Raw genomic sequence first — 24,473 nt, 5'->3', positions numbered from 1 at the left:
TGTCGTCACACTCCCGTCCGGCCCTACGCGACGAAGGTGCGCGGCGGCTCCGCCCCGCCGCCTCCCGCTCCGGTGGCGACCAGCCGGGCCGCGGCGGCCAGCCGGGCGGCGGCCTCCTCGGCCACTGGGCCGCCGACGGTGAAGGGGAGCCGGACGTACCCCTCGAAGGCCCCGTCGACACCGAAGCGGGGCCCCGAGGGGACCCGTACGCCCACCCGCTCCCCCACCTCGGCGAGCCGGGAGCCGGAGAGCCCGCCCGCGCGGGCCCACAGGGTCAGGCCGCCGAGCGGGACCCGGAACTCCCAGTCGGGCAGCTCCCGGCGGACCGCCGCCACCAGTGCGTCCCGGTTCTCGCGGGCCTGGTCGCGGCGGATCTCCACGGCCTGCTCCCAGCCTCCGGTGCGCATCAGCCAGTCCACCGCGAGCTGTTCCAGCACGGGCGTGCCCAGGTCGGCGTAGGCGCGGGCGGCCACGAGGCTGCGGATGACGTCGGGGGCCGCGCGGACCCAGCCGATCCGCATGCCGGCCCAGAAGGCCTTGCTGGCGGAGCCGACGGTGATGACGGTGGAGCCGCCCGGGTCGAAGGAGCAGACGGGGCGGGGCATCTCCAGCGCCGGGTCGAGCTGGAGCTCGACCATGGTCTCGTCGGCGACGAGGACGGTGCCGGCCGAACGGGCCGCGTCCACCAACGCGCGGCGCTGTTCGTCGGAGGCCAGGGCTCCGGTCGGATTGTGGAAGTCGGCGACCACGTAGGCGAGGCGGGGCGCGGAGTCGCGGAGCACCTGGCGCCAGACGTCCATGTCCCAGCCGGTCAGTCCCTCCCCCATGGCGACGGGCACCAGGCGGACCCCGGCGGCGCGCATGAGCTGGAGGATGTTGGCGTAGGACGGGGATTCGACGGCGATCCGCTCGCCGCGCCCCGCGAACAGGCTGCAGATGGCGTCGATGGCGCCCATCGCACCCGTGGTGACCATGATCTGCTCGGGCATGGTCGGGATGCCGCGCTCGGTGTAGCGGTCGGCGAGCATGCGGCGCAGCGCGGGCAGCCCGGCCGGGTAGTCCCCGTGGGTGTGGGCGTACGGCGGGAGTTCCTCCAGGGCGCCCTGGACGGCCTTGGTGAGCCAGGGCTCGGGGGCCGGGAGGGCGGCGCAGCCGAGGTCGATCATCGAGCCGAGGGACTCGGGGGGCAGCGGTTCCAGGCCGCGGGCCGGCATCGGGTTGCCGGCGGGCACCGAGGTCCAGCTGCCCGCGCCCCGGCGGGATTCGAGGAACCCCTCGCCGCGCAGGGCCTCGTAGGCGGCGGCGACGGTGGTGCGGCTGACGGAGAGGGCCACGGCCAGCTCCCGCTCGGCGGGGAGCCGGGCGGCGACCGGGATGCGGCCTTCGAGGACGAGCAGGCGGATGCCGTCGGCGAGCGTGCGGTACGCGGGCAGCTTGCGCCCGCCGGGCGCGGCGGCACGGCCCTGCTGGGAGGTGATGAGCCGGCCGAGCTGTGCGGCACCGACGGCCGAGGTCCACTGCGCCATGTGTTCCGGTCCACCTTCGCTGAATTGGCCCCTGTCGGCCCCTGAGGCGCGACATTGGATCGTTCCTTGGGGTCCAGAGTGCCACGGGAGCGGCACGAGCCCGGGTCCGGGGGGGCCAATGCGACACAAGGGACCCAGGGGCGGGGGAGGGCGTTCACCGGCCGGACACGGGGGCGCTCCCGGCCCGGCGCGGTCAGGGGGCATACTGCCGCGGTGACGCACGTACGCCTCCCCCACCCCTATCTCGACCATCCGGGTCCGATCCCCTTCGCGCACCGCGGCGGGGCCGCGGACGGTCTGGAGAACACCGCCGCCGCCTTCCGGCGGGCCGCCGCCGCGGGCTACCGGTACTTCGAGACCGATGTGCACGCCAGTGCCGACGGCAAACTGGTCGCCTTCCACGACGCCACCCTGGACCGGGTCACCGACGGGCAGGGGCGCATCCGCGAGCTGCCGTGGAGCCGGCTCCGCGAGGTCCGGGCCGGCGGCAGCGAGCCCCTCGCGCTCTTCGAGGACCTGCTGGAGGAGTTCCCCGACGCCCGGTGGAACGTGGACATCAAGGACGAGTCCGCCGTGCACCCGCTGGTCGGCCTGATCGCGCGGACCGGGGCCTGGGACCGGGTGTGCGTGGGCTCCTTCTCCGAGCGCCGGGTCGCCCGGGCCCAGAAGATCGCCGGGCCCCGGCTGGCGACCTCGTACGGGGTGGCCGGGGTCTTCGGACTGCGGCTGCGGTCGTACGCGATCCCGGCCGCGCTGCGCGCGGGCGCGGTGGCGGCGCAGGTGCCGGAGACCCAGGCGGGCATCCGCGTGGTGGACCGCAGGTTCGTGCGGACGGCCCACGAGCGGGGGCTCCAGGTGCACGTGTGGACCGTGAACGAACCGGAACGCATGGAGGCTCTCCTGGACCTGGGAGTCGATGGCATCATGACCGACCGGATCGACATCTTGCGCACGGTGCTGGACCGGCGCGGAGCCTGGGCCTGACCGGCCCGTTCGGCTGCGCGCCCGGTGGCGGCGGCCGCAGCGGTACGGGGACCAGCGAGGGGGCACCAATGAGTGCGCAGACGACGGACGAGGCGGAACCGGGGGCCGAGGACGGCAGAGCCGCCGCGGCGGCGACGGCCGCGCGCAAGCGCGAGCAGCGCGGCTGGTACTTCTACGACTTCGCGGTGTCCGTGTACTCGGCGAGCGTGCTCACCGTGTTCCTCGGCCCGTACCTCACCTCGATCGCCAAGGCCGCGGCCGACGCCGAGGGCTTCGTGCATCCGCTGGGCATCCCGGTGCGGGCCGGTTCGTTCTTCGCCTACACGGTGTCCGCCTCGGTGATCCTGGCCGTGCTGCTCATGCCGCTGGCGGGGGCGGTCGCGGACCGGACCGGCCGCAAGAAGCCGCTGCTGGCCGTGGCCGCGTACACGGGGGCCGCGGCGACGGCCGGCATGTTCTTCCTGGCCGGCGAGCGCTACCTGCTGGGCGGACTGCTCCTGATCATCGCGAACGCCTCGCTGTCGGTCTCGATGGTGCTGTACAACGCCTATCTGCCCCAGATCTCCACGCCGGACGAGCGGGACACGGTCTCCTCGCGCGGCTGGGCCTTCGGGTACACCGCGGGCTCGCTGATGCTCGTGATGAACCTGGTGCTCTACATGGGACACGACTCCTTCGGCCTCACCGAAGGCATGGCGATCCGCATCTGCCTGGCCTCCGGAGGCCTGTGGTGGGGGGCCTTCGCGCTGATCCCGCTGCGCCGGCTGCGGGACCGCGCCGTGGTCCGGGAGCCGGGCACGGCCCCGGCCGTCAGCGGCTGGAAGCAGCTCATCGCCACCCTGAAGGACATGCGGCGCTACCCGCTGACCCTGTCGTTCCTGCTGGCGTACCTGATCTACAACGACGGCGTGCAGACGGTGATCTCCCAGGCCTCGATCTACGGGTCGGAGGAGCTGAAGCTGGAGCAGTCCACCCTCATCGGAGCGATCCTGCTCGTGCAGGTCCTCGCGGTGGCCGGTGCGCTGGGGATGGGCCGGCTGGCCCTCCGGTACGGCGCCAAGCGGACGATCCTCGGATCGCTGGCCGCCTGGGGCCTGACGCTGGCCGCCGGATACTTCCTGCCGGCCCGGACCCCGGTGTGGTTCTTCGCACTCGCCGCGATGATCGGACTGGTGCTCGGCGGCAGTCAGGCGCTGTCGCGCTCGCTGTTCTCGCACCTGGTTCCGGCGGGCAAGGAGGCCGAGTACTTCTCGGCGTACGAGATGAGCGACCGGGGGCTGAGCTGGGTGGGCCCGCTGGTTTTCGGGCTCACGTACCAGGTCACGGGCAGCTACCGGGACGCGATCATCTCGTTGGTGGTCTTCTTCGCACTGGGTTTCGTGCTGCTCGCCCGAGTGCCGGTGCGGCGCGCGGTGGAGGCGGCGGGGAATCCTGTACCCGAGCGGATCTGACCGGGGATCCGCCGCATCCGACGGATCCGAGGGGTCACAGCCGCGCGAATTCGGAACGAATTTCGACGTTCAAGCTAAGGGCCGGTAGTGTACGCCTTTGGCCTGCCAGGCGGACCGTTACTGCGTGCTTATGAAGTGAAGACGTTGGGTGACATCTGCTGCCAGATGTGACAAAACGGGCACTGGTGGGTACAACAAGGGGCGGTACGACGGGCGACGCATGACCCGGAGCGGGAATCTATACCGCCGACCGGACGTTGACCGGATGACGACGACAGCGACACCTGTCCTGTGGGCGACAAGCCCGGGAGGCACGATTCATGAGTGAGCGAGCTCTCCGCGGTACGCGGCTCGTGGTTACCAGCTACGAGACGGACCGCGGCATCGATCTGGCCCCGCGCCAGGCGGTGGAGTACGCATGCCAGAACGGACATCGATTTGAGATGCCGTTCTCGGTTGAGGCAGAAATTCCGCCGGAGTGGGAGTGCAAGGCGTGTGGCGCCATGGCACTCCTGGTTGACGGGGATGGGCCCGAAGAGAAGAAGGGCAAGCCTGCGCGAACGCACTGGGACATGCTCATGGAGCGGCGCACCCGCGAGGAGCTGGAGGAAGTGCTGGCCGAGAGGCTCGCGGTCCTTCGTTCCGGCGCCATGAACATTGCCGTGCATCCGCGCGACAGCCGCAAGTCCGCCTGACAGCCGGACGCCACACAGCGGCAAGCAGCACCCGCAGCACCGTAAGACAGCACCAAGCCGAGGGGCCCCACCACACACTGTGTGGTGGGGCCCCTCGGCTTTCTTCGTGTGCTCCGTGTGCTCCGTGCCCTCCGCGTACCGCCCCGGTCAGGGGGTCAGCGGCGGGCGGTGGCCGGTGTCGGGCCGCTGCGGGCCGTCCTCGCGGATGACCTCGCCGTGGATGACCTCACCCGGGACGACCTTGCCGTCCGGGTAGTGGATGCGGGCCTGCTGGAAGGCGTCGCCGAAGGAACCGGCCGGCGCGGAGGCCATCTTGCGCTCCAGGGAGCGGGCGGCCCGGCGGCCGATCAGGGCGCGGACGGGCGGGAGCAGGAGCAGCAGGCCGGCCGCGTCCGAGATCAGGCCGGGCATCATCAGGAGCAGGCCGGCCAGCATGGTCAGGCCGTTGCCCGTGCCGGGCTTGCCGGGCTGCGGCGGAGTCGGCTGACGGCCCTCCTGGGCCTGCTGGAAGGTGTCCGTCAGGTTCTTGAAGGCACGGCGCCCGGCCCGCTTGATGACCACCGCACCGAGCACCAGGCCGCCCGCGAGCAGCAGGGCGACACCGCCGCCGCCGATCAGTCCGGCGACCTGGCCGAGCAGCCAGATCTCCAGGATCAGCCAGGCCGCGATGGCCAGGGGAAGGTACGTACGGGCGGGCGAACGCCGCCGGGGGGCCGTAGAGGTCGGAACTCCGGTCGTCATACCCCCAGTGTGCCTGGGCCGGGGTAAAGACGTCCTCAGCCGGAGGTACCGGACATCCCCTAGGGGTGTCCCGGCCCCGCCCCGCTGCGGGCTCTTTCTCCCGGCCCGGCGCGGGCTACTTGTTCCGGGCCTTGGCCGTCAGCTTGTCCGACACCTTGTCCGAGAGCTTGCCGGCGTGCTCCTTCAGACCCCACTGGGTGACCCTCCAGAGGGCCTCCACCACGATGTCCTTGCTCATCTTGCTGTCGCCGAACTCGCGCTCGACGAAGGTGATGGGCACCTCGACGACGCGGAAGCCCTTCTGCACGGCCCTGCGGGCCAGGTCGACCTGGAAGCAGTAGCCGGCGGAGGCCACGTCGGCCAGGCCCAGCCCTTCGAGGGTCTCGCGGCGGAAGGCACGGTAGCCGCCGGTGACGTCGCGGATCGGGACGCCCAGCATCAGCCGGGAGTAGGTGGACCCGCCCCGGGAGAGGAACTCGCGGCTCTTGGGCCAGTTGACGACCCGGCCGCCCGGCACCCAGCGGGAGCCCAGCACCAGGTCGGCGCCCTCCAGCGCGGTGAGCAGCCTGGGCAGCTCCTCGGGCTGGTGGGAGCCGTCGGCGTCCATCTCGATGATGACGCCGTAGCCGTTCTCCAGACCCCACGAGAAGCCGGCCAGGTAGGCGGCCCCGAGGCCTTCCTTGCCCTTGCGGTGCAGGACGTGGACCTGGTCGTCCGCGCCCGCCAGCTCGTCGGCGAGCTTTCCGGTGCCGTCCGGACTGTTGTCGTCGGCGACCAGGACGTGGGCCCCGGGTACAGCCGCGCGGACGCGGCCGACGATCAGCCCGATGTTCTCCGCCTCGTTGTAGGTCGGAATGATCACCAAGGCCGTGCCGAGCGGTCCGTAGCTTCGCTGTCCGCCGTCGCTCACTGATTCCCCTTTTGCGTTCTCGTACATCCTGTACGTCGTGTCGCAGAGGATGATTTTAGAACAGCGATCGGGGCCCGCGGTCCTTCGGGCCGGACCGGCTCCCGCTGGCTGCGAGCCGCCTGACCGTTGTCTACTGGACCGCAGGGCCCCGATCTGAGGCCACCCGCCCCCAAGTCTCCTGCGGAGCAGGGGGGACACCCTTGCGGCGAAACCTTCCCTCGCCCCCGAGGCGCGGGCGCGGCTGAGCGATCGGCTCCGTCCGGTTCGGACGTCCGGTGGTGGACCCGGCCGAACCTATCCGGGTCCGGCCGCCCTCACCGAACCACGGCCACCCGGATCACCCCTGTGGCCGTACGAATACCTCCCGGCCGCCGACCACCGTGGCGAGGCAGACCGGCAGCTCGCCGCCGGGGGTCAGGTCCGGCAGTCCGGGAGTGCCGGAACGGGGGTCCGTGGACCAGCGGGCGACCCGGTCGTCGGGGGCCTGGACCACCAGTTCGGCCGTGTCCCAGACCGCGTAGTCGGCCGGGGCGCCGGGGACGAGGATGCCCGCGTCGTCGCGGCCCAGGGCCCGCCAGCCACCGCGGGTGTGCGCGGCGAAGGCCGCCCGTGCGGAGACGCGGTGGGCGGGGGTGTGGTGGAAGGCGGCCGCGCGGACGGTGCCCCAGGGGTCGAGGGGGGTGACCGGGGCGTCGGAGCCGAAGGCGAGCGGGACGCCGGCCTTGAGCATGGCCGCGTACGGGTTGAGGGTGCGGGCGCGCTCGGCGCCGAGCCGGTCGGCGTACATGCCCTCCTCGCCGCCCCACAGCGCGTCGAAGGCGGGCTGTACGGAGGCGGTGAGGCCGAGCTCCGCGAAGGCGGCGATGGTGGCCGGGGTCATCATCTCGGCGTGCTCGACGCGGTGCCGGGCCGCGCGGATCCGGTCCAGGCCGACCTTGTCGGCGGCGGCCCGGACCCCGGTGACCACGGCGGTGATCGCGGCGTCCCCGATGGCGTGGAAGCCCGCCTGGAGGCCCGCCTCGGTGCAGGCGGCCACGTGTTCGGCGACGGCCCGCGCGTCGAGGTAGTCGGTGCCGGTGTGGTCCGCGTCGGCGTACGGGGCGTGCAGGCAGGCGGTGTGCGAGCCGAGGGCTCCGTCGACGAAGAGGTCGCCGGCCGCCCCGACGGCGCCGAGTTCCTTGACCCGGGCGAGGTCCCGGTCGGCCCAGTAGCCGAAGACCCGCGGGCCGGGGTGGGTCCGCGCCAGCTCCAGGAGGCCGGAGAAGTCCTCCGGGGAGGAGATCTCGGGGCCGCCGCACTCGTGGACGGAGCCGATCCCGAGGGAAGCGGCCCGGTCGAGGGCGGCCCGCTGGGCCTCGGCGCGCTGGGCCGGGGTGAGGGCGCCGAGCGCGGCACGGCGCACGGCGTGGTGGGCATCGCGGGTCAGCGGCTCGTCGGCGGCCGCGCGCACCTCGGGAACGAGCCGGAGCAGGGCCGTGGTCACCACGGCGGAGTGCGCGTCGATGCGGCTGAGGTAGAGCGGGCGGCCGCCGGCGGCCTCGTCGAGCTCCTGCCTGCGCGGGGCGCGGCGTTCGGGCCACCGGGCGGCGTCCCAGCCGTGGCCGAGCAGCACCCGGTCGGCGGGGCGGGCGTCCGCGTACGCGCGCACGCGGACGAGGGCTTCGGCGAGGGAGGCGGCCGTGGACAGGTCCAGGCCGGTCAGGGCGAGGCCCGCGGAGGTGGTGTGCACGTGGGCGTCGGTGAAGGCGGGGGTGACGAGCGCCCCTCCGAGGTCGACGACCTCGTCCACGCCCTGCGCGAAGGCGTCGGCGGCGCCCTCGGAGCCGACCCAGGCGATGTGGCCGCGCTCGACGACCATCGCGGTGGCGAAGGGGTCTGCGGGGCTGTGGACCTCGCCGCCGCGGAGGAGGACCGTGCGGGGGCCTCCGGCGGTGGTGGGGTGGGCTCCGGCGGCTGTGGCGGAGTCGGCGGTGGTGCGGTCTGTCATGCCGACAGTCTGGCGGGTGCGATCCGCCTCCCGGAACACGGCCCCTCTGCAGGGGGCTGGGGGGTGATTCCCCTACCCGCCCTTCGCCCGTTCCCCGGGGCTGCGCCCCGGACCCGCATGTCGCGTGCGGCGCCGTTTCCGGGGGCCGGCCCCCGGGCCCCCGCTCCTCAAACGCCGGAGGGGCTTGATTTCCCGGGCCGGGGCTGGGTTTGGGTCTACACCCGGGGCGGGCGGGCCTCGTACGGGGTGGAGAGGACGACCGTCGTGCGGGTGGAGACGTGGGCCAGGGCGCGCAGGCGGCCCAGGAGGTCTTCCAGCTCCAGCGGGGTGGCCACGCGGACCTTGAGGATGTAGTTCTCGTCGCCCGCGACGCTGTGGCAGGCCTCGATCTCGGGCACCCCGGACAGCCGGTCCGCGATGTCGTCGGGGGCGCTCGGGTCGAAGGGCTTGACCGAGATGAAGGCCGTCAGGGGCAGGCCGACGGCCTCGGGGTCGACGACCGCCGCGTAGCCGCGGATGACCCCTCGCTGCTCCAGGCGGCGTACTCGCTGATGGACCGCCGACGTGGACAGTCCGGTGGCCTTGCCCAGGTCCGTGTAGCTCATCCGCCCGTCCCGCACGAGCAGATCCACGATCTGGCGGTCCAGCTCCTCCATTGCGCTCATAGCCGCACAACCTACGGCCCCGAACCGTTCAGGCCCAGCCGTGTCCACGGATTGAGGTGGCACCTGCGGCGGGCATGTGACCAAGGCCACAGGGGTATGCGGGCGTACGGCGGCCGGATGTGGTTACTCGTGCCGCGCGACGGGAAGTGCTTGGGGTGGCCGTGGCCGAAGAACCTGCCCGCCCGGCCCACCCAAGGGGGAGTACATCCATGCTGAACACCAAGCGCGCCGGTCGCATCGAACCGGAGCCCCTGGAAATCGTCGAGAGCGGTTACGCCGACGACGACGAGTACCTCGAATACGACGCCGAGGGATTCGAGATCCACCACGCGACCTGCCCCGACTGCGGGCAGTCCATCGCCCTCGTCGCGGACGAGGAGTTCCTGCCGGAGCACGCCCTCTGCCTGACCCCGTGGAACCCCTTCGGGCTCACGGTGTGCGCGGGTACCGGGCGACCCGCCTCCGACGCGCTGCCCACCCTCGACTTCGGTCACGACGAGGCCCCGGAGCTGGAGCCCGTCGTCCACCTGGCGCTTCCGCAGGGCCTGGACTGGCGGACGCAGCCCTTCTCGCACGTCGGCGGCCCCGGCTCGCGCCCCGTGCGGATGCCGGCGCCCGCGGCGATGCCGCAGATGCGCCAGCACGCGCAGGCCGCCTGAGCCCGGGCCGGACGGCTGCCGGGCCGTCTACCAGTACGTTCCCTGCACCATGGCGGTGAGGCTGGCATGGTGCAGGATCAGGCTGTCGGGATCCGCCGGGATCTCGACCTCGCCGAAGTGCGCCTGCCGGTAGGCGATGCGCAGCATCACGATCCCGTGCCGCAGGGCGGCGTAGAGCGTGTGGAACTCCATGTCCCGCGGCGCGTGCCCGGTGAGTTCGGCGTACCGGCGTTCGATGTCCTCGCGGCGCAGGAAGCCCGGCAGGCCCGGCTGGCCGAAACCGACGGTCAGGTCCTGGAAGAACCGGTGCAGGTAGACGGTCCAGCCGAGGTCGACCTCGCGCGGGGCGCAGGCCGCCATCTCCCAGTCGAGGACGGCCACGGGTTCGAAGCCGTCGGCCTGGTAGATGACGTTGCCGATGCGCGCGTCGCCCCAGTTCAGGACGGCCGGGCCGCCCTCGTCCGCGGGCCAGAGCTCTTCGAGCCGGGCGAACGCCCGCTCCAGGAGGGGTGATCGGGACTTGCCCTCAACCACCCAGTCGTAGTAGGCGCGTTGGGCTTCGACGTGGTGGCGAAGCGGGCTCCCGTCGCCCTCCGGGAGGAGGAACCGCGCCTCCTCGGGCGGGAACTGGTCGTGCAGCCGGGCGAGCAGCGCGATGCTCGACTCCTGCAGCACGGCGCGCTGCGCGTCGGTCGCGGCGTGCAGCCAGTTCCCCTCGTAGGTGTAGGGCATCACGTCGGGCGGTACGCGCCCTTCGGCGCGGGCCATCACGAAGAACGGGGCCCCGAGCGGGCCGGGGTCCTCTTCCAGCCACTGCACGCTCGGGACCGGCAGGTCGGTGTGGGCGGCGACCAGGCTCATGACCCGGTGCTGGCGGGGCATGTCGTAGGTGGGGAACACGGTGTAGGCGGCCGGGTCGGCGGCGAGGCGCAGCGCGCAGGCGTGGATCGGGGCGTCGGGGTGCTCTATGTCGAAGAGCAGGGTCTCGCTGGACATGCCGTTGGAACCGGGGACGGAGATGTTGGTGACCTTCGCGCCGGGGAGCTCGGTGTCGAGCCAGGCGGCGAGGCGCCGGCCCAGCTCCTCGGGTTCGCGGGTGGAGGTACGGGGGCGCGGTGCCGGTCCTGCCATGGGAAACCCCTTCTCTGGCTTGGCTGTTGAGGTTGAGGTTGAGGTGCTTGTGTTACGGGGCCACCGAGCTGTAGTCCGCGAAGCCGCTGGGGTCGTGGCGGCCGAAGCTGCCGTGTTCGAAGATGCCGTAGCCGGTGCGGCCTTCGAGGGTGAAGCGGGCCGAGTGGTCGGTGACCCCGAAGGCGGCCATGGGGTGGGCCGCGGGGTCGGAGAGGTCGTAGGTGCGGCGGTCGGTCCAGCCGCGGCCCTGCCAGGTGCCGTGCTGCCAGTCGGAGGCGGGCGGGTAGCCGGCTCCGACGGCGAGCGGGGAGGAAGCCAGGATCTCCACGCCGAGTTCCAGGGGTTTGCGGCCGGCCGGATCGGTGAGGTGGACGACGGCGCTCTCGGGGTGGCGGCTGCCCGGGCGGTAGCGGACGTCGGTGTGCGGCCAGCCGAGCTGTACGTCGTGACGGCCGCTGCCCTCGGGGAAGACCTGGACGGCTTCGCTGAGGGCCCGGTGGCCGTCGGCGTCCTCCTGGGTGATGACCATCAGGAAGCGGTCCTCGAACCGGACGGGTATCCAGAGCCAGTGGAAGCCCTCGGGCCGGTGCTCCTCGGCAGCCCGGCCGCCCTCCTCGCCGGGGATCGGGCGCACCCCCCAGCTCCGGTCGCGGGTGCCGGTCCAGTCGGCGTCGAGGATGAACTCCTCACCCTTGGCCCGGATGGTGCCGGTGACGCCGCCCGCCTGGACGAAGCGGCGGCCTTCGAGGATCAGGCGGTCGCCCCGGCGCTGGGTGTGGTGCGGCTCCCAGACGGCGGGGAACTCGGCGGTCCAGGTGATGTCGTACGAGAGCCCGTCGGGGTCCTCGGGGTCGGCGGCGCAGGAGAGGGTGATCCGCCGGAGGGGTTCGTCGACGGTGATGCGGAGCGGGCCGACGGAGAGGTTCATGCGGTCGTCGGTGAGGGCGTCGGAGGCGCGGACCGCGAGCAGTTCGTCGCCGACGCGGAGGGTGGCGTAGGCGTCGATGACACCGGCGTTGGGGTAGACCCCGAGGCCGAGGATCAGGACGGCGCGGCCCGCGTGGTCGAAGACGTGGAAGATGCAGCGGTCGTAGGCGTTCCGGTCGCCGGTGACGAGGTGCTTCATCGACAACGGGGCCTGGTGGATGGGGTATTCGTCGAGCGGTACGGGCCGGTCGGCGGGCATGGCGAACCTCCGGGGATAGGTGCGAGGGATGACACCTGGGCGGAAATGACGGTACGTCAGATCGGGGGGTGCGGAACAGGGTTGTGGCACGAACTGGCAGGGAGACACGTCGTGCGGGGGCCCGGTTGGGGCCGGGCCGTGGACGGGGTGGCCGGGCCCCTCCCGGACCCCTCCCGGACCCCTCCCGGACCCCTCCCGGACCCCTCCGGGTCCCTCCCGGCCCCCTCCGGAACCCTCCCGGAGCCCTCCGGGTCCCTCCCAGGTCCCTCCCGGACCCTCCCAGGTCCCTCCCGGACCCTCCCGGACCCCTCCGGACCCCTCCGGGATCCTCCCGGACCCCTCCGGGATCCTCCGGGACCCTCCCGGGACCCGGGAGGGGGCCGACTGGGGGCGGCCGGGGTGGGAGCGGGGTTGGTGTTGGGTTGGGGTGCATGATCGGATCGGATCGGATCGGAGGGGTCGGGTCCCGGTGGGGTGCGGGCGGGCAGGGTTGGCGGTGAAAGGGGGCCTCGTGATCTCGGCACTCAACCGGCTCGTCGATCTCGTCGAGGAACACCTCGCGGAGGAGCTCGACGTCCGCGGACTGGCCGGGGAGCTCGGCACGACCGAGTACCACCTGCGCCGGATGTTCTCGTCGCTGGCCGGCATGCCGTTGTCGGAGTACGTGCGCCGGCGCCGCATGACCGTCGCCGCCGCCGATGTCGTCCGCGGCCACGGCGATCTGCTGAGCATCGCCGTCCGGTACGGGTACGGCTCGACCGAGGCGTTCGGGCGCGCGTTCCGCGCGGTCCACGGTGCCGCCCCCCGTGACGTGCGCCGCGACGGAGGCCCCCTGCGCACACAGCCACGGCTCAGGATCCGCCTGACCGTCGAAGGGAGCATCCCCATGGACACCCGCCTCGTCGACCGCCCCGCGTTCCGGCTGGTCGGACACGCCGCCCGGGTCCCGCTCGTCCACCAGGGCGTCAACCCGCACATCCAGCGGCACATCACCGCACTGCCGCCCGGGGAGCACCTCCGGCTCAAGGCCCTCGGCGACACCGAGCCGGGCGGCCTGCTGCAAGTGTCCGACGACGTCGACCCCGACGGCGCGGAGGGGAGCGAGCTGACCTACCTGCACGGAGTCGCCGTGTCCCGGGAGACGGCGGCCCCCGGCGACCTGGACGCCATCGAGGTGCCGGCCGGGAGGTGGGCGGTCTTCCGTACCTCCGGACCCCATCCGCAGGCCCTGCAGACGACCTGGGCCGCGACCGCGACCGAGTGGTTCCCCTCCAACCCGTGGCGCCTGCGGCCCGGCCCCTCGATCGTCGCGTTCCTCGAGCGCGCGGACGACTTCAGCACCGCGACCTGCGAGCTGTGGCTGCCCGTCGAACCGGCGTGACGGATTGCGGCCACCGAGGGGAAAGCTCGAACGGATGGGCGGGGTTACCCGTGGGTCCGGTGGCGCGTTGGCCCGGTATGACCACGATGGAGACTTCCACGCCGAGGGTGGGGCGCCGCCGGCGGGCGCCCGCCGCAGGGTACGAAGAATCGGTTCGGCAGGCACCCGACCCGCCCATCTACCGCGCGCTGCTCACCCGGTGGGAGGAGGACGGCCGGACCGTACCGGGGCAGCGCGATCCGGAGTGGTCCCGGATCGCCTCCTCCCCCATCTGGCCGACCGGCCCCCTCTTCGGCGGCTGACCGCTCACAGGGCGAGCAGGCCCGCCGCCGTCGGGCGAAAACCGCACCGGGCGTAGAACGCGCCGAGGTGCGGCTCGTGGTCCACGTGCAGCCACTGCGCGCCCGCACCCCGCGCCTCCTCGGCGGCCGCCCGGACCAGGCGCACTCCGAGCCCGTGGCGGCGCTCGTCCGGGTGCACCGTGGTGTCGAGGACGAAGGCGTGCGCGCCCCCGTCCCAGGCCACGTTGACGTAGCCGACGAGCCGCCCGCCGCCGCGCGCCGCGATCCAGGTCAGGCTGCGGGCCAGGACCGGCGCGAAGGACGCGTCCCGGTGCCCCGGCCAGGACGCGGAGAACAGTCCGTTCAGCTCGGCGTCGGACAGGGCCTCCCGTACGGTCAGCTCCGCCCCGGGCCGGCCGGTCAGCGGGATTCCGGGCCCGCCAGGTGGCGGGCGATGACCATGCGCTGGATCTGGTTCGTGCCCTCCACGATCTGGAGGACCTTCGCTTCGCGCATCAGCCGCTCGACCGGGAAGTCCGCCGTGTAGCCGTAGCCGCCCAGGACCTGGACCGCGTCCGTCGTGACGGCCATCGCCGCGTCGGTGCAGAAGAGCTTCGCCATCGCCGCCTGGCGGGAGAAGGGCTTGCCCGCGTCCCGCAGCCGCGCCGCCGCCAGGTACAGCGCGCGGCCCGCCTCGATCTTCGTCGCCATGTCGGCCAGCATGAACCGCAGGCCCTGGAAGTCCGCGATGGGGTGCCCGAACTGCTTGCGGTCCAGGGCGTACGCCAGGGCCTCGTCGAGCGCGGCCTGGGCCACGCCGATCGCACAGGCGGCGATGCCGAGGCGGCCGGCGTCCAGGGCCGCCAGGGCGATGGTGAAGCCCTGGCCCTCCTCGCCGATGCGGCGCGTGTCGGGGACCCGTACGCCGTCGAAGTGCAGCTGGGCGGTGGGCGAGCCCTTCATGCCCATCTTCTTCTCGGGGACCGCCGCCGTGAGGCCCTGCGCGTCGCCCGGGACCAGGAAGGCGGTGATGCCCTTCGGGCCGTCCACGCCCGTGCGGGCCAGCACCGTGTAGAAGTCGGCCACCCCGCCGTGGGTGATCCAGGCCTTGGTGCCGTTGATCACCCAGTCGTCGCCGTCCCGGACCGCCTTGGTGGTCAGGGAGGCCGCGTCCGAGCCCGAGGCGGGCTCGGAGAGGCAGTACGCGCCGAGCAGCCCGCCGCCGAGCATGGCGGGCAGGTGGGCGCCCTGCTGCTCCTTGGTTCCGTAGCCGGCCAGGCCGTGGCAGGCCAGCGAGTGCACGCTGACACCGAGCCCGACGGTCAGGCGGGCCGCGGCCAGCTCCTCCAGCACCTGGAGGTAGACCTCGTACGGCTGGTCGCCGCCGCCGAACTCACCGGCGTACGGGAGCCCCAGCAGACCGGACTCGGAGAGGAGCGCGAAGACCTCCCGGGGGAAGCGGCCGGCGTCCTCCTCCTCGGCGGCCCGGGGGCGGATCTCCCGCTGCGCGATCTCGCGTACGAGCGCGAGCAGGTCGCGGGACTCCTCGGTCGGCAGCGATCGGTCCACCTGCGGCGCGCGGTCGGTCATGGCTGCGCTCTCCTCACTCGTCAAGCACGGGGCGGCGCGTGAGGGTGGTACGCGTCGCCGGGTCTCGGGGCTCACAGCCGATGGTGCCCTCCCGGATCGCGGGAAGGTCCAGTTCAAGGGGCTGCGGCGGTTGAGTATGCCCGATCAGGGGCTTCCCGTCACGGGTACGAGATCCTCCTCGGGGACGGGCGGGGCCGGGCACTCGGGGACGAAATCCTCGATCACCGTCAGGGTCGCGCGCAGCGTGCGCACCAGCAAGGCGCCGAACTCGGCCCGGTCGGGGTGGCCGGGGTCGCCGGGAGCTCCTGGCCCGCGGCCCTCCCTGGCCGGTCCCGGGGCCGGGGTCTCGGCCCGGGCCGGTGGGCCCGCGTCCGCGTCCGCCTCCACGTCCGCGTCCACGTCCACGTCCACGTCCGCCTCCGTCGGGACCTCGGCCGGGGACTGGGCAGGGACCTGCGTCAGGGCCTGGTCGGGACCCTGAGCCGGGACCTGGACCGGGACCTGGACCTGGGCCTGGACCAGGACCTGGGCCTGAGCCGGGACCGGAGCCTGCGCCGGGGCGTCCGCCGGGCCGATCCAGTCGAGGGTGCTGCCCTCGACGCCCGCCAGCCAGCCGACCAGGGCCAGCCGGGCCATCGGCGGGATCTCGCGGCGGCCGTACGCGCCTTCCGCGATGGTCGCGATGAGTTCCTCGCGGACGGCGTCGCGGATGGCGAGCACCTCGGAGTCCGAGCCGACGCCGCCGGTGACGATGGTGCGGTAGGCGGCCTGGTGGTGCTCGGCGTAGTACAGGTAGCCGTCGATGGTGGTGCGCACCCGCTGCGCGTTGGGCAGTTCGCTCTCGCCCGCGGCACGGGCCACGAGCTCGGCCACCGAGTCCTCGACGATGGCCAGGTAGTAGCCGCGTTTGCTCTTGAAGTAGTAGTAGATGAGCCCCTTGGCCACGCCCGCGTGCTTGGCGATGTCATCCATGGAAAGCGCGTCGTACGAGGTGTCGGCGAACAACTTCCGCCCGATCGCTATGAGTTCGGCCCGCCGAACCTGCGAACGTCCGGTCGTTCCGCGCTGTTGACTATTATTCAAATTCAGCCCTAGCCTCGAACTGCCACAGGAAGCCCGCAGTATGGCAGACCCCTGGGCACCCCCCCTTTGCACTCCCCCTGCGCACCGGACGACGTACGGGAGGAACACCATCATGGGCAACGGCAGGACGGGCACACCGAGTACATCGAGTACACCGGGCAGAACCCCCGAGGGACGCGCCAACTGGAAGAAGACGGCCGCCGTCGCGATGCCCGCGGTCGTCGCGGTCGGGGCGATGGCGATGGTCATGGCGCAGGGCGCGCTCGCCGCCTCCTTCGCCGTCTCGGGGACCAGCTTCCAGGTCTCCTCGTCCAAGCTGAGCAGCAAGGGCCTGGCCTCCTACGTGCAGACGGACCGCTCCGTCGACGGCAAGGGCCATCCCGTCGCGCTGCTCGGCATCGGCGAGGCCACCCTCACGGACATCTGCCAGGCCGCCGAGGTGGACACCCCGGTGGGCAAGGTGGTCTTCAAGCTGACCGCCGGCGGCCCGGCCGGCAACGTCACCGCCAGCAATCTCGTCATCGACGGCGAGGACCTGGCCGGCGACGCCGTCTTCGGGACGGCCCAGATCGGCCGCGACGCCTCCACCCTCGACCAGGTCGGCGGGATCAAGGGCGAGGCCGGCAAGTTCGGCCTGCAGGCCGGGGACATCGAGGTCGTGGACGTGAAGTCGCACGCCTGGTCGGCGACCGGCGGCAACTTCCACCTCAAGGGCCTGAAGCTGAACGTCAGCCTGGACGGCAGGAAGTGCTTCTAGGCCTGCGCGGGCCCGCCGGGCCGGGCAGCGGGTGGCTGGATCGCCGCCTCCCGCTGCCCGGCCCGCGGCGGCGGCTGCGCGCCTGGCGCCGCACCCGCCCCTTCTGGGGCGGGCTGCTGGTGATCCTGGGCGGGACCGAGCTGCTGCTGGTCCCGCTCTCCCCGCTCACCGTACTGGTCAGCCTGGGTCTCGGCGGGATCGCCGCCATCGGGATCGGGATCGCGCTGATCGCCGCCGGTCTGTTCCTGTGGCTGCTGCCCCAGGCCCGGGCCTACGTCTCGATCCACGCGCTGCTGCTCTCGGTACTGTCCTTCGTGGCGACCAACCTCGGAGGCTTCCTCGTCGGGATGCTGCTCGGCATCGCGGGCAGCGCGCTGGCCTTCGGCTGGACCCCGCTGCCCGATCCCGAGGCGGGCGAGCAGGGCCCGTACGTCCCGAGCCTGGACGGCAGCGGGCCGCGCACGCTGGCGGCCGCGCTGCCGGTGGTGCTGCTCGCCTCGCTGGTGGCGGGCGCCGGGGAGGCGAGGGCCGCCGCGGCCGGTCCGCCGATGGCCGCGCGCACTCCCCCGACCGTGACCACCTCGCTCTTCGCCCCGCAGGGGTTCGCCTTCGCGGGGATCACGCACGTGCCCACGGTGGACGGCCCGCTGAAGGTGCTGGTGCTGCGGATGCGGGCGGCCACGCTCACCGACTACAGGCTGCGCAGCCGTGACGGCCGCGAGGAGTACGGGCTCGCCGCGAAGAGGCTCGACCTGAGCGGCGACGTGACCTTGTACCTGACGAGGTTCAGCGGGTGCATCGAGGGACTGCTGTGCGTGACCTTCAGCCCGGACGGGCTGCCCGCTCCCCCGGTCATCCCGCCGTTCGTCTTCATGACCCAGGTGAGCGCGGAGCAGGCGCTCGTCACCTCCGACGTGATCAAGACCGACGACCTGCGGCTGGTGGCCTCGTGATCCCCCTCCAGGCCGCACCGCTGTGGGCGTACGGCATCGGCGCCACCTTCGCGGTGGCCGCCGGGCGCCAGCTCCAGTGGTGGGAGCGGTCGGTCCGGGGCGAGGGGGTCCGTACGAGGAGCCGCGCGTCCCATCCGTACCTGGCGCTCACCCTGCTCTACGCGGCCCTGCTGCCCGCCCCGACCGGGGCGTACCTGCTCTGGCAGAACCCGGCCTGGTCGACGATGCACGCGGCCCGCGACCACGACGGGGTGTGGGCCGGTTTCGCGCTCTTCTACGGGGCCTCGGTGGTGGTCGGCGCGCTGCTCGGATTCCTGGCGGCGCGGCTGTTCGTCCTGGTCGGTGCCGGGTACTGGGGGTATCTCCAGGCGGTGGCCGGGTACTTCCTGCTGTTCTTCACCCTGATCCACGGGTGGGACGGCAGGGGGTACGAGCGGCTGCTGAGCGCCGATCCGCGGGCCCTGGCCGACTGGTCGGCGGAAGGTGTCGTGAACGGCGTCCTGGCCTTCGCGACCTCGGGCACCTTCCTGGCCGTGCTGATCTTCGGGACGGCCGTCATCGGCACGATGCTGCTGGCCGAGATCGGCTGGCTGGTGGAGGGCTGGCGGCTGCCGGGCGCCGCGGCGGACCTCAAGGTGCCCAGGGTGGTCGCGGTGGCGATCGCCGGGGCGGGGGTCTACGGGCTGCCGTTCGCGGGGGCGCTGGGCGCGAGCGTGCTCGTCCGGCTGCTGGGCTGGTGGGCCGGGCTCGGGGTGTTCGCCCTGGTGGCCGGGGTGGTGCTGCTGCCGGCGCGCTCGCCCGTGCGGGCGCTGTACGGGCTGGTGGGGGTGCCGGACCGGCACTGGACGGTGGATCCGGAGCCGGAGCCGGAGCCGGGCGGGGGCGGGGGCGGGGGCCGGGCAGGGGCTTAGAAGAACCAGCCGACCTGGGTGACGAACATGGCCACGACCACGACCAGGGTCCAGCCGAGCACGTGCTCCAGCCAGGAGGAAGAATCGTCCTCGGGGCCGCCGGTGCGGACCAGGTTGCGGGCGCGGGCGGTCAGGGCGGCGCTGTGTGCGGTCATGCCCTCCAATGTGACAGCGGGGGCGCCCTTCGCGGTAGAGACGATGGTCACTGGTGGCATGTCTCACGCCCCCGGTCCGCGTGCTGCGGACCGGGGGCGCGAAGGGTGCGTGCGTACCGGATCAGGTGGTGCGGTCGCGGCCCGCCATGCCCGCCATGGCCAGGGCCAGGCACAAGGCGATACCGCCGGCGAGGACGTTGCTCCACACCGTGCGGGTGGTGCTGACGTCGCCGGAGATGACGAAGGGCGCGACGATCGTCCAGGCGGCGAGACCGACCGCCGTCCAGGCCATGGCGTGGGTGCGTTCGTAAGCGGAGCCGAGTCCGCTCATGCACAGGCAGTAGGCCAGGCCCGCGATCAGGTTGTTGATCGCCAGCGAGCTGAGCCCGCTGAATCCGGCGATCCACGGCGAGGCGGCGATGTACAGGCCCGTCATCAGGGCCAGTGCCTCGACGATCTGGGCACTCGGAGTGCTGGTGACCCGCTCGAACCGCGAGCGCATCTCAGCGAGGTCGGGGTGGTGTTCGATTCTCGGTTGGGTGGTCATGGCGGGCTGCCTCCTATGAGAAGCTCCTATTGCCCTTTTGCCCTTTATGTTCCACTTACATGCCATTCGGGGCAACGCGAAAATCTCAGAGCACGCCGACCGCCCGCAGCGCGAGGACCTGGACCGGGTTCGGCCGGATCGGACCGTAGAGGTAGCAGACGCCTCCGGTGCCGGAGACGACCTTGCCGGCCGCGTTGTGGCGCTTGGTCCGCAGCCAGTTGTTCTCGAACTGCCGGCGCCGGTAGACGCGGCGCACGGCCGTGTTGTCGGCCGAGTTCGGGTCGTTGGCGATCACGTCGCCCGAGGCGGTGAAGCCGATGACGGTCATCAGGTGGCCGGCCGTGCCGTAGCCCGCGCCCGTGAGCTCCTCGGCCGTGAAGGACTGAGAGGTGATGACCGGCACCCCGGCCCGCACCAGGGTCTCCAGGTCGGCGAGGGAGCCCAGGCGGGTGACGACGCCCGCGAGCTGCCGGTAGGTCGCCGCGTAGGCGGCGTTGAAGGGCCAGTTTCCGCAGCCCTTGTACGCGGCGTCGTAGGTCGAGCGGGCGGCGTGGCAGACCTGGGGGTCCGCGTAGCCCTTGTCGACCCAGGACACGGCGGAGGTGCTGGCCCTGCGGCCCCAGAACTCGATGATCATCTGCGAGGAGGTGGGGCTGCACCAGGCCTCGCCCCCGTTGTCGTACTCGGGGTACTGGCCGGCGTGCGTCTCCTGCGAGTACCTCGGCACCTTCAGCTCGTGGGCCCCGCCGGCGGCGGTGGAGGCCGGGACGGTGAACCGGTCCGGTACGTCCGAGGCCATGGCGCCGGCCAGCCACACCGTGGGGCCGCGGCTCGCACCGGGCTTGCGGTACAGGGTCAGGCGCAGCCGCCAGTCCTTGATCCGCAGCCCGCTCGCGGGGGCGTCCACGGCCAGGGTGTCGGTCCAGACGGTGGACTTGCCGTCGGTCTGCCCGTCCACGGAGGTGCGCCGGATGTCCCCGTCGCCGGAGGCCCAGCGGCCCATCACGTACCAGGGGGTGGCGACGCCGTCGGTGTAGGTGCCGCGCAGTTCGGCCTGGATCCAGGTGCCGGCCGGGGTGCGGGCGTTCCAGGAGGCGATGGCCTCGGTGGCGGGCACGGTCGAGGTGTGGACCGGGGAGGTCCAGGTGGCGTACTCCCAGGTGCTCTTCTTCGCGGTGTGCGGGTCCTTGTACTCGGTGCGGCCCGTCGGGGTCTTGATCTCCAGGCCGGGGCGGGCGCCGCCGATGGCGGTGGTGCCCTGGTGGAGGCCGGCGGTCCAGTGGGCGTACGAGTACCAGAAGCGGTTGTCCACCGTCTTGCGGGTGGCTCCGGCGGCGGCCTCCGCCGGAGCCCCTCCCGGGGCCCCGGCCGGGGGCGGGCTGGCCGGGGCCCGCCCCGGGTCCCCGGGGGCGGGCTTCGGGCCGGCCGCGGAGGCTCGGCCGCCGGGGACGGTGGCGGCGGTGGCTGCCGCCAGGGCTACCGCCAGTAGGGCGCGGCGGGGTGTGGGTGCGGTCATCGGCGTGGCCCCCAGGGGTCGGTGCGGCGGGTCGGCTCCCGCCCACCCTTCCAGTTCCCGCGTGCGGGGCCGTGAAGCCGGGGGGCCGTGTCGGGGTGACGGCGCGCGGCCCCTCTCTCCCCCGTCCCCCGGGGCGGGCCCTGCGGGGCTGTCCCCTACCCGCCCCTTCCACCGTTCCCCGGGCTGTGCCCGGACCCCTCCTGGGCTCCGCCCCAGAGCCCGGTCCGCAAACGCCGGACGGCTGAAAAGACCTCCGGCGAGGGGTCCGGGCGGAGCCCGGGGAACGGGGGAAGGGTGGGTCGGGGACAGCTCCCGCAGGGGCATGCCGGCACGCGGCGGGGCGGAGGTCATACGGTGGGGGCGTGGAAGATCAGTCGGGACTTCAGCCCCTCGCGCGCGAGATCCTCGCCCTGCCGCCCTCTCTCGGGCCCGTCCGCCTCGTCGGGATCGACGGGCACGCCGGGTCCGGGAAGACCACCTTCGCGGGGGCGCTCGCCGAGGCGCTGGGCGGGGTTCCCGTGTTGCGGCTGGACGATGTGGCCACCCATGAGGAGCTGTTCGGCTGGGTGGGGCGGCTGCGCGCGCAGGTGCTGGAGCCGCTCGCCGCGGGGCGGGCCGCGCACTGGGCGCCGTACGACTGGGTCGAGCGGCGGTTCGGGCCGGAGCGGGTGCTGGAGCCCGGTCCGGTGCTGCTCGTCGAGGGGGTCGGCGCCGGACGGCGCGCCCTGCGCCCGCACCTGGCGCGGCTGCTGTGGATGGAGACGCCGCGTGCGAAGTCCTGGGGGCGCGGGCGCAACCGGGACGGGCGCGAACTTTCCGACTTCTGGGACGGATGGGAGCGCGCGGAGCGCGCGCACTTCTCGGATGATCCTTCGCGCCCCTTCGCGGACACCCTGGTGCGGCAGAGCAGTACGGGATACGAGTGGACTTCCGGGGCGGCCGGGGCGACGGGAACCGGCGCGCGCGTGACGGAGGGTGACGAGGCCCCCCAGGCCTGAGGGGTGATGGAAGGGCCCTCTTCGCGGGTGCCTCCCGGCCGCTTGACCCGGGGCGGGGACGGCCTTACGTTCTGAAGAAGCGGCCCTCACCGGCCGCCGCGGACGCGAAGCCCCCGATTGTTCCCCCGTGATCGGGGGCTTCGTTCTGCCCTCCGGCGCTCCGTGAAATCCCGCCCGGCGCACCTCCGTCACGGCGTCGCACGGGGCACATCGCGGCCGATTCCTCACCCTGAGTCACCGAGGACCCTCCGGATCTGCGTCCGGCCCTTCTTCGACGCACCCTACGTAAGGTGCGTAACCGCAGGTACGATGCACCCCTGATTTCATCGGCGCAGGGACAACTCGCGTACGCATCGCGGGGGTTGCTGGGCACCACGGGGGCAGGCTTGTGGGGGATGTGATGGACTTCGCCGCGCACGGCAGCAGCGCGCACGCCCCGGCCGAACTCGCCTGGCTGCGAGGAGTGGACGCCTGCACGATGGGCGCCTACCCGCAGGCCGAGGAGGAGTTCCGGGCGGCCGTACGACTCGATCCCGGGATGGCCGATGCCTGGCTGGGCCTGCACGCGCTCCGCGTCGACACCACCAACGCGTTATTGCGCATGTACGCCCACCGGGACCGCTTCGGGGAGCAGCGGGCCCGCCACCGGCGGACGCTGAACTCCTGGTACTGGCTGGGCTGGTGGGTGCAGCCGGTCCTGGAGACCAGGCGGGACCTGCTGCTGGCGCACGCCTCGCACTGGCTCGACGGGCGCCACGTGCCCGAGCTGGACCAGGCGCTGGCGGCCCTGCCGCCCGTGGACACCGACCCCCAGGTGCGCTTCCTGCACGCCTGCCGGGCCTACCTGGTCAAGGACTGGGAGCAGTTGGTGCGCTCCACCGAATCGCTGGTCGACGATCCGCTCCTGGGCATCGAGGCGGGCCTGTTCGGCGGGATGGCCCGGGTCCGGCTGGAGATGTACGGGCAGGCCGAGCCGCTGCTGGCGGCCTCGCTGATGCGCTGCCGCAGCGAGCAGCCCCAGCGCAAGGAGCTGCGGTACTGGCTGGCGCGGGCGCACGAGGGGACCGGGCGCAGCGCGGCGGCGCTGCCGCTGTACCGGGCGGTGCACCGGGTGGACCCGGCGTTCATGGACACGGCGGCCCGGCTGACGGCGATCGAGGACAGCGAGGACGCCGACGGCCTGGCCGGGTACGCGAGCGGCGCCGGCTACGAGGCCTTCGGCGGGCACGGAGCGGCCCCGTCGGGCGGGGACTTCGCGGCGGTGGCCCTGGGCGGCGGCGGACCGGTCCAGGGGATCGCCGCCGACGGACAGCCGGATCCGGACCCGCTGACGGCGGCCGATCCGCCGGAGCCGCGGCACGGCCCGGGTGCGCCGGGGCCCGGCGCGGGTCTGCCCGCCGGTGTGCGGCACAAGGCCTCGCTGCCCGCCCAGCCGGGACCGGTGGGACTGCCGGCCGGGCCGGCTGATCCGGCGGCGCTGGCCGAGGCGCTCGCGGAGCTGGAGCGGATGGTGGGCCTGGAGCCGGTCAAACGGCAGGTGAAGGCGCTCTCCGCGCAGCTGCACATGGCCAGGCTGCGGACGGGGCAGGGGCTGCCGGTGCAGCCGCCGAAACGGCACTTCGTCTTCTCCGGGCCGTCGGGCACGGGGAAGACCACGGTGGCGCGGATCCTGGGCCGGGTCTTCTACGCGCTGGGCCTGCTCGGCGGCGACCATCTCGTGGAGGCCGGGCGCGCGGACCTGGTCGGCGAGTTCCTCGGGCAGACCGCCGTGAAGGCGAACGAGCTGATCGACTCGGCGATCGGCGGGGTGCTGTTCGTGGACGAGGCGTACAGCCTGTCCAACTCCGGCTACAGCAAGGGTGACGCGTACGGCGACGAGGCCCTGCAGGTGCTCCTGAAGCGGGCGGAGGACAACCGCGACCACCTGGTCGTGATCCTCGCGGGCTATCCGGCGGGGATGGACCGGCTGCTCGCCACGAATCCGGGGCTGTCCTCGCGGTTCACCACGCGGGTGGACTTCCCCAGCTACCGGCCGCTGGAACTCACGTCGATCGGCGGGGTTCTCGCGGACGCCAACGGCGACCGGTGGGACGAGGAGGCGCTGGAGGAGCTGCGGAGCATCAGCGGGCACGTGGTGGAGCAGGGGTGGATCGACGAGCTGGGCAACGGGCGGTTCCTGCGCACGCTGTACGAGAAGAGCTGCGCGTACCGGGACCTGCGGCTGTCCGGCTTCACCGGCGATCCCTCCCGGGAGGACCTCTCCACCCTGCGGCTGGCGGACCTGATGCAGGCCTACGGGGAGGTCCTGTCGGGCCGGGGCCCCCAGGAGCGGCCGGACCCGCCGCCCTTGTAGCGCGCCGCTGCGC

At 73.1% G+C, this 24,473-nt stretch carries 23 protein-coding genes and 1 pseudogene; 11 read left to right on the top strand and 13 right to left on the bottom strand.

Annotated features, from left to right (window positions below; all coding sequences use genetic code 11):
- Positions 1–23 precede the first annotated feature (23 nt).
- Entirely contained in the window at positions 24–1,526 is a 1,503-nt protein-coding gene (locus AC3IX6_RS31920; protein WP_489366770.1) for an SCO1417 family PLP biosynthesis transcription factor, read from the bottom strand.
- A gap of 213 nt (positions 1,527–1,739) precedes the next feature.
- Here AC3IX6_RS31920 and AC3IX6_RS31915 point away from each other — a divergent pair, with 213 nt between their 5' ends.
- From AC3IX6_RS31915 to AC3IX6_RS31905, 3 genes are all read left to right on the top strand, one after another.
- A complete protein-coding gene (locus AC3IX6_RS31915) occupies positions 1,740–2,510 on the top strand; it encodes a glycerophosphodiester phosphodiesterase family protein (protein ID WP_489366769.1) in 771 nt (256 codons plus the stop codon).
- A 68-nt stretch (positions 2,511–2,578) separates the two neighbouring features.
- Positions 2,579–3,961, top strand: a complete 1,383-nt coding sequence (locus AC3IX6_RS31910) for an MFS transporter (RefSeq protein WP_489366768.1) — start codon at positions 2,579–2,581, stop codon at positions 3,959–3,961.
- Between the two features lie 320 nt (positions 3,962–4,281).
- On the top strand, positions 4,282–4,656 hold the full coding sequence (locus tag AC3IX6_RS31905) for an RNA polymerase-binding protein RbpA (protein WP_007262928.1): 375 nt from the start codon (positions 4,282–4,284) through the stop codon (positions 4,654–4,656).
- Between the two features lie 147 nt (positions 4,657–4,803).
- Here the strand turns inward: AC3IX6_RS31905 and fxsA are convergent, their stop codons facing one another.
- The 4 genes from fxsA to AC3IX6_RS31885 all read right to left on the bottom strand — a co-directional run bounded on the left by fxsA (position 4,804) and on the right by AC3IX6_RS31885 (position 8,950).
- Complete coding sequence (fxsA, locus tag AC3IX6_RS31900) at positions 4,804–5,397, bottom strand: FxsA family membrane protein (RefSeq protein ID WP_489366767.1); 594 nt, start codon at positions 5,395–5,397, stop codon at positions 4,804–4,806.
- Positions 5,398–5,512: 115 nt separating this feature from the next.
- Entirely contained in the window at positions 5,513–6,307 is a 795-nt protein-coding gene (locus AC3IX6_RS31895) for a polyprenol monophosphomannose synthase (RefSeq protein ID WP_489366766.1), read from the bottom strand.
- A gap of 337 nt (positions 6,308–6,644) precedes the next feature.
- Positions 6,645–8,294: an amidohydrolase gene (locus AC3IX6_RS31890; RefSeq protein WP_489366765.1), complete on the bottom strand. Its 1,650-nt coding sequence runs from the start codon at positions 8,292–8,294 to the stop codon at positions 6,645–6,647.
- Positions 8,295–8,509: 215 nt separating this feature from the next.
- Positions 8,510–8,950, bottom strand: a complete 441-nt coding sequence (locus AC3IX6_RS31885) for an Lrp/AsnC family transcriptional regulator (protein ID WP_326593949.1) — start codon at positions 8,948–8,950, stop codon at positions 8,510–8,512.
- A 218-nt stretch (positions 8,951–9,168) separates the two neighbouring features.
- Here AC3IX6_RS31885 and AC3IX6_RS31880 point away from each other — a divergent pair, with 218 nt between their 5' ends.
- Positions 9,169–9,618: a hypothetical protein gene (locus AC3IX6_RS31880; RefSeq protein WP_489366764.1), complete on the top strand. Its 450-nt coding sequence runs from the start codon at positions 9,169–9,171 to the stop codon at positions 9,616–9,618.
- Positions 9,619–9,645: 27 nt separating this feature from the next.
- Here AC3IX6_RS31880 and AC3IX6_RS31875 read toward each other — a convergent pair whose 3' ends face one another.
- A complete protein-coding gene (locus AC3IX6_RS31875; RefSeq protein ID WP_489366763.1) occupies positions 9,646–10,749 on the bottom strand; it encodes a phosphotransferase family protein in 1,104 nt (367 codons plus the stop codon).
- Between the two features lie 52 nt (positions 10,750–10,801).
- Entirely contained in the window at positions 10,802–11,935 is a 1,134-nt protein-coding gene (locus tag AC3IX6_RS31870) for an Rv3169 family protein (RefSeq protein ID WP_489366762.1), read from the bottom strand.
- A gap of 511 nt (positions 11,936–12,446) precedes the next feature.
- On the opposite strand from AC3IX6_RS31870, the gene AC3IX6_RS31865 reads away from it, so the two are divergent.
- The gene (locus AC3IX6_RS31865) at positions 12,447–13,316 is read left to right on the top strand and encodes an AraC family transcriptional regulator (protein WP_489366761.1); all 870 of its coding nucleotides are present in this window, start codon (positions 12,447–12,449) and stop codon (positions 13,314–13,316) included.
- An 86-nt stretch (positions 13,317–13,402) separates the two neighbouring features.
- A complete protein-coding gene (locus AC3IX6_RS31860) occupies positions 13,403–13,618 on the top strand; it encodes a hypothetical protein (protein ID WP_450910404.1) in 216 nt (71 codons plus the stop codon).
- Positions 13,619–13,622: 4 nt separating this feature from the next.
- Here AC3IX6_RS31860 and AC3IX6_RS31855 read toward each other — a convergent pair whose 3' ends face one another.
- The 3 genes and pseudogenes from AC3IX6_RS31855 to AC3IX6_RS31845 all read right to left on the bottom strand — a co-directional run.
- Positions 13,623–13,955: a GNAT family N-acetyltransferase gene (locus AC3IX6_RS31855; RefSeq protein WP_489371620.1), complete on the bottom strand. Its 333-nt coding sequence runs from the start codon at positions 13,953–13,955 to the stop codon at positions 13,623–13,625.
- 62 nt (positions 13,956–14,017) lie between these two features.
- Positions 14,018–15,187, bottom strand: a complete 1,170-nt coding sequence (locus AC3IX6_RS31850; protein ID WP_489366760.1) for an acyl-CoA dehydrogenase family protein — start codon at positions 15,185–15,187, stop codon at positions 14,018–14,020.
- Positions 15,188–15,748: 561 nt separating this feature from the next.
- Positions 15,749–16,270, bottom strand: a pseudogene (locus AC3IX6_RS31845) (TetR/AcrR family transcriptional regulator); the annotation flags it as partial.
- Positions 16,271–16,478: 208 nt separating this feature from the next.
- On the opposite strand from AC3IX6_RS31845, the gene AC3IX6_RS31840 reads away from it, so the two are divergent.
- From AC3IX6_RS31840 to AC3IX6_RS31830, 3 genes are read left to right on the top strand one after another with little or no spacing between them, the layout of a single operon-like run.
- Positions 16,479–17,027, top strand: coding sequence for a DUF6230 family protein (locus AC3IX6_RS31840; protein ID WP_489371619.1), 549 nt, complete (start codon positions 16,479–16,481; stop codon positions 17,025–17,027).
- Entirely contained in the window at positions 17,018–17,980 is a 963-nt protein-coding gene (locus tag AC3IX6_RS31835) for a DUF6114 domain-containing protein (protein WP_489366759.1), read from the top strand. The genes AC3IX6_RS31840 and AC3IX6_RS31835 overlap by 10 nt, the downstream gene beginning before the upstream one ends.
- Positions 17,977–18,891: a hypothetical protein gene (locus tag AC3IX6_RS31830; protein WP_489366758.1), complete on the top strand. Its 915-nt coding sequence runs from the start codon at positions 17,977–17,979 to the stop codon at positions 18,889–18,891. The genes AC3IX6_RS31835 and AC3IX6_RS31830 overlap by 4 nt, the downstream gene beginning before the upstream one ends.
- On the opposite strand, the gene AC3IX6_RS31825 is transcribed toward AC3IX6_RS31830, so the two are convergent.
- The 3 genes from AC3IX6_RS31825 to AC3IX6_RS31815 all read right to left on the bottom strand — a co-directional run bounded on the left by AC3IX6_RS31825 (position 18,888) and on the right by AC3IX6_RS31815 (position 21,109).
- Complete coding sequence (locus AC3IX6_RS31825; protein ID WP_243341628.1) at positions 18,888–19,046, bottom strand: SCO1431 family membrane protein; 159 nt, start codon at positions 19,044–19,046, stop codon at positions 18,888–18,890. The two genes, AC3IX6_RS31830 and AC3IX6_RS31825, sit on opposite strands and share 4 nt — an antisense overlap.
- Before the next feature lie 121 nt (positions 19,047–19,167).
- The gene (locus AC3IX6_RS31820; RefSeq protein ID WP_382969758.1) at positions 19,168–19,593 is read right to left on the bottom strand and encodes an SPW repeat protein; all 426 of its coding nucleotides are present in this window, start codon (positions 19,591–19,593) and stop codon (positions 19,168–19,170) included.
- Between the two features lie 85 nt (positions 19,594–19,678).
- The gene (locus AC3IX6_RS31815; RefSeq protein WP_489366757.1) at positions 19,679–21,109 is read right to left on the bottom strand and encodes a C39 family peptidase; all 1,431 of its coding nucleotides are present in this window, start codon (positions 21,107–21,109) and stop codon (positions 19,679–19,681) included.
- A gap of 362 nt (positions 21,110–21,471) precedes the next feature.
- On the opposite strand from AC3IX6_RS31815, the gene AC3IX6_RS31810 reads away from it, so the two are divergent.
- Both AC3IX6_RS31810 and AC3IX6_RS31805 read left to right on the top strand, forming a co-directional pair.
- Positions 21,472–22,107, top strand: a complete 636-nt coding sequence (locus AC3IX6_RS31810) for a uridine kinase family protein (protein ID WP_489366756.1) — start codon at positions 21,472–21,474, stop codon at positions 22,105–22,107.
- A 400-nt stretch (positions 22,108–22,507) separates the two neighbouring features.
- Complete coding sequence (locus AC3IX6_RS31805; protein ID WP_489366755.1) at positions 22,508–24,460, top strand: AAA family ATPase; 1,953 nt, start codon at positions 22,508–22,510, stop codon at positions 24,458–24,460.
- The last annotated feature ends 13 nt before the right edge of the window (positions 24,461–24,473 follow it).

It is taken from the genome of Streptomyces sp. GL_141 (assembly GCF_057834385.1).
The sequence above is the reverse complement of the archived record's forward strand: the minus strand, read 5'-3'. Positions and strand labels throughout refer to the sequence as shown.

Excerpts from the sequence above, each read along its gene's own strand:
- AC3IX6_RS31920 (WP_489366770.1), bottom strand. The coding sequence starts at position 1,526 with ATGGCGCAGTGGACCTCGGCCGTCGGTGCCGCACAGCTCGGCCGGCTC.
- AC3IX6_RS31910 (WP_489366768.1), top strand. The coding sequence starts at position 2,579 with ATGAGTGCGCAGACGACGGACGAGGCGGAACCGGGGGCCGAGGACGGC.
- AC3IX6_RS31905 (WP_007262928.1), top strand. The coding sequence starts at position 4,282 with ATGAGTGAGCGAGCTCTCCGCGGTACGCGGCTCGTGGTTACCAGCTAC.
- fxsA (WP_489366767.1), bottom strand. The coding sequence starts at position 5,397 with ATGACGACCGGAGTTCCGACCTCTACGGCCCCCCGGCGGCGTTCGCCC.
- AC3IX6_RS31890 (WP_489366765.1), bottom strand. The coding sequence starts at position 8,294 with ATGACAGACCGCACCACCGCCGACTCCGCCACAGCCGCCGGAGCCCAC.
- AC3IX6_RS31885 (WP_326593949.1), bottom strand. The coding sequence starts at position 8,950 with ATGGAGGAGCTGGACCGCCAGATCGTGGATCTGCTCGTGCGGGACGGG.
- AC3IX6_RS31880 (WP_489366764.1), top strand. The coding sequence starts at position 9,169 with ATGCTGAACACCAAGCGCGCCGGTCGCATCGAACCGGAGCCCCTGGAA.
- AC3IX6_RS31875 (WP_489366763.1), bottom strand. The coding sequence starts at position 10,749 with ATGGCAGGACCGGCACCGCGCCCCCGTACCTCCACCCGCGAACCCGAG.
- AC3IX6_RS31870 (WP_489366762.1), bottom strand. The coding sequence starts at position 11,935 with ATGCCCGCCGACCGGCCCGTACCGCTCGACGAATACCCCATCCACCAG.
- AC3IX6_RS31860 (WP_450910404.1), top strand. The coding sequence starts at position 13,403 with ATGGAGACTTCCACGCCGAGGGTGGGGCGCCGCCGGCGGGCGCCCGCC.
- AC3IX6_RS31850 (WP_489366760.1), bottom strand. The coding sequence starts at position 15,187 with ATGACCGACCGCGCGCCGCAGGTGGACCGATCGCTGCCGACCGAGGAG.
- AC3IX6_RS31840 (WP_489371619.1), top strand. The coding sequence starts at position 16,479 with ATGCCCGCGGTCGTCGCGGTCGGGGCGATGGCGATGGTCATGGCGCAG.
- AC3IX6_RS31825 (WP_243341628.1), bottom strand. The coding sequence starts at position 19,046 with ATGACCGCACACAGCGCCGCCCTGACCGCCCGCGCCCGCAACCTGGTC.
- AC3IX6_RS31820 (WP_382969758.1), bottom strand. The coding sequence starts at position 19,593 with ATGACCACCCAACCGAGAATCGAACACCACCCCGACCTCGCTGAGATG.
- AC3IX6_RS31815 (WP_489366757.1), bottom strand. The coding sequence starts at position 21,109 with ATGACCGCACCCACACCCCGCCGCGCCCTACTGGCGGTAGCCCTGGCG.
- AC3IX6_RS31805 (WP_489366755.1), top strand. The coding sequence starts at position 22,508 with ATGGACTTCGCCGCGCACGGCAGCAGCGCGCACGCCCCGGCCGAACTC.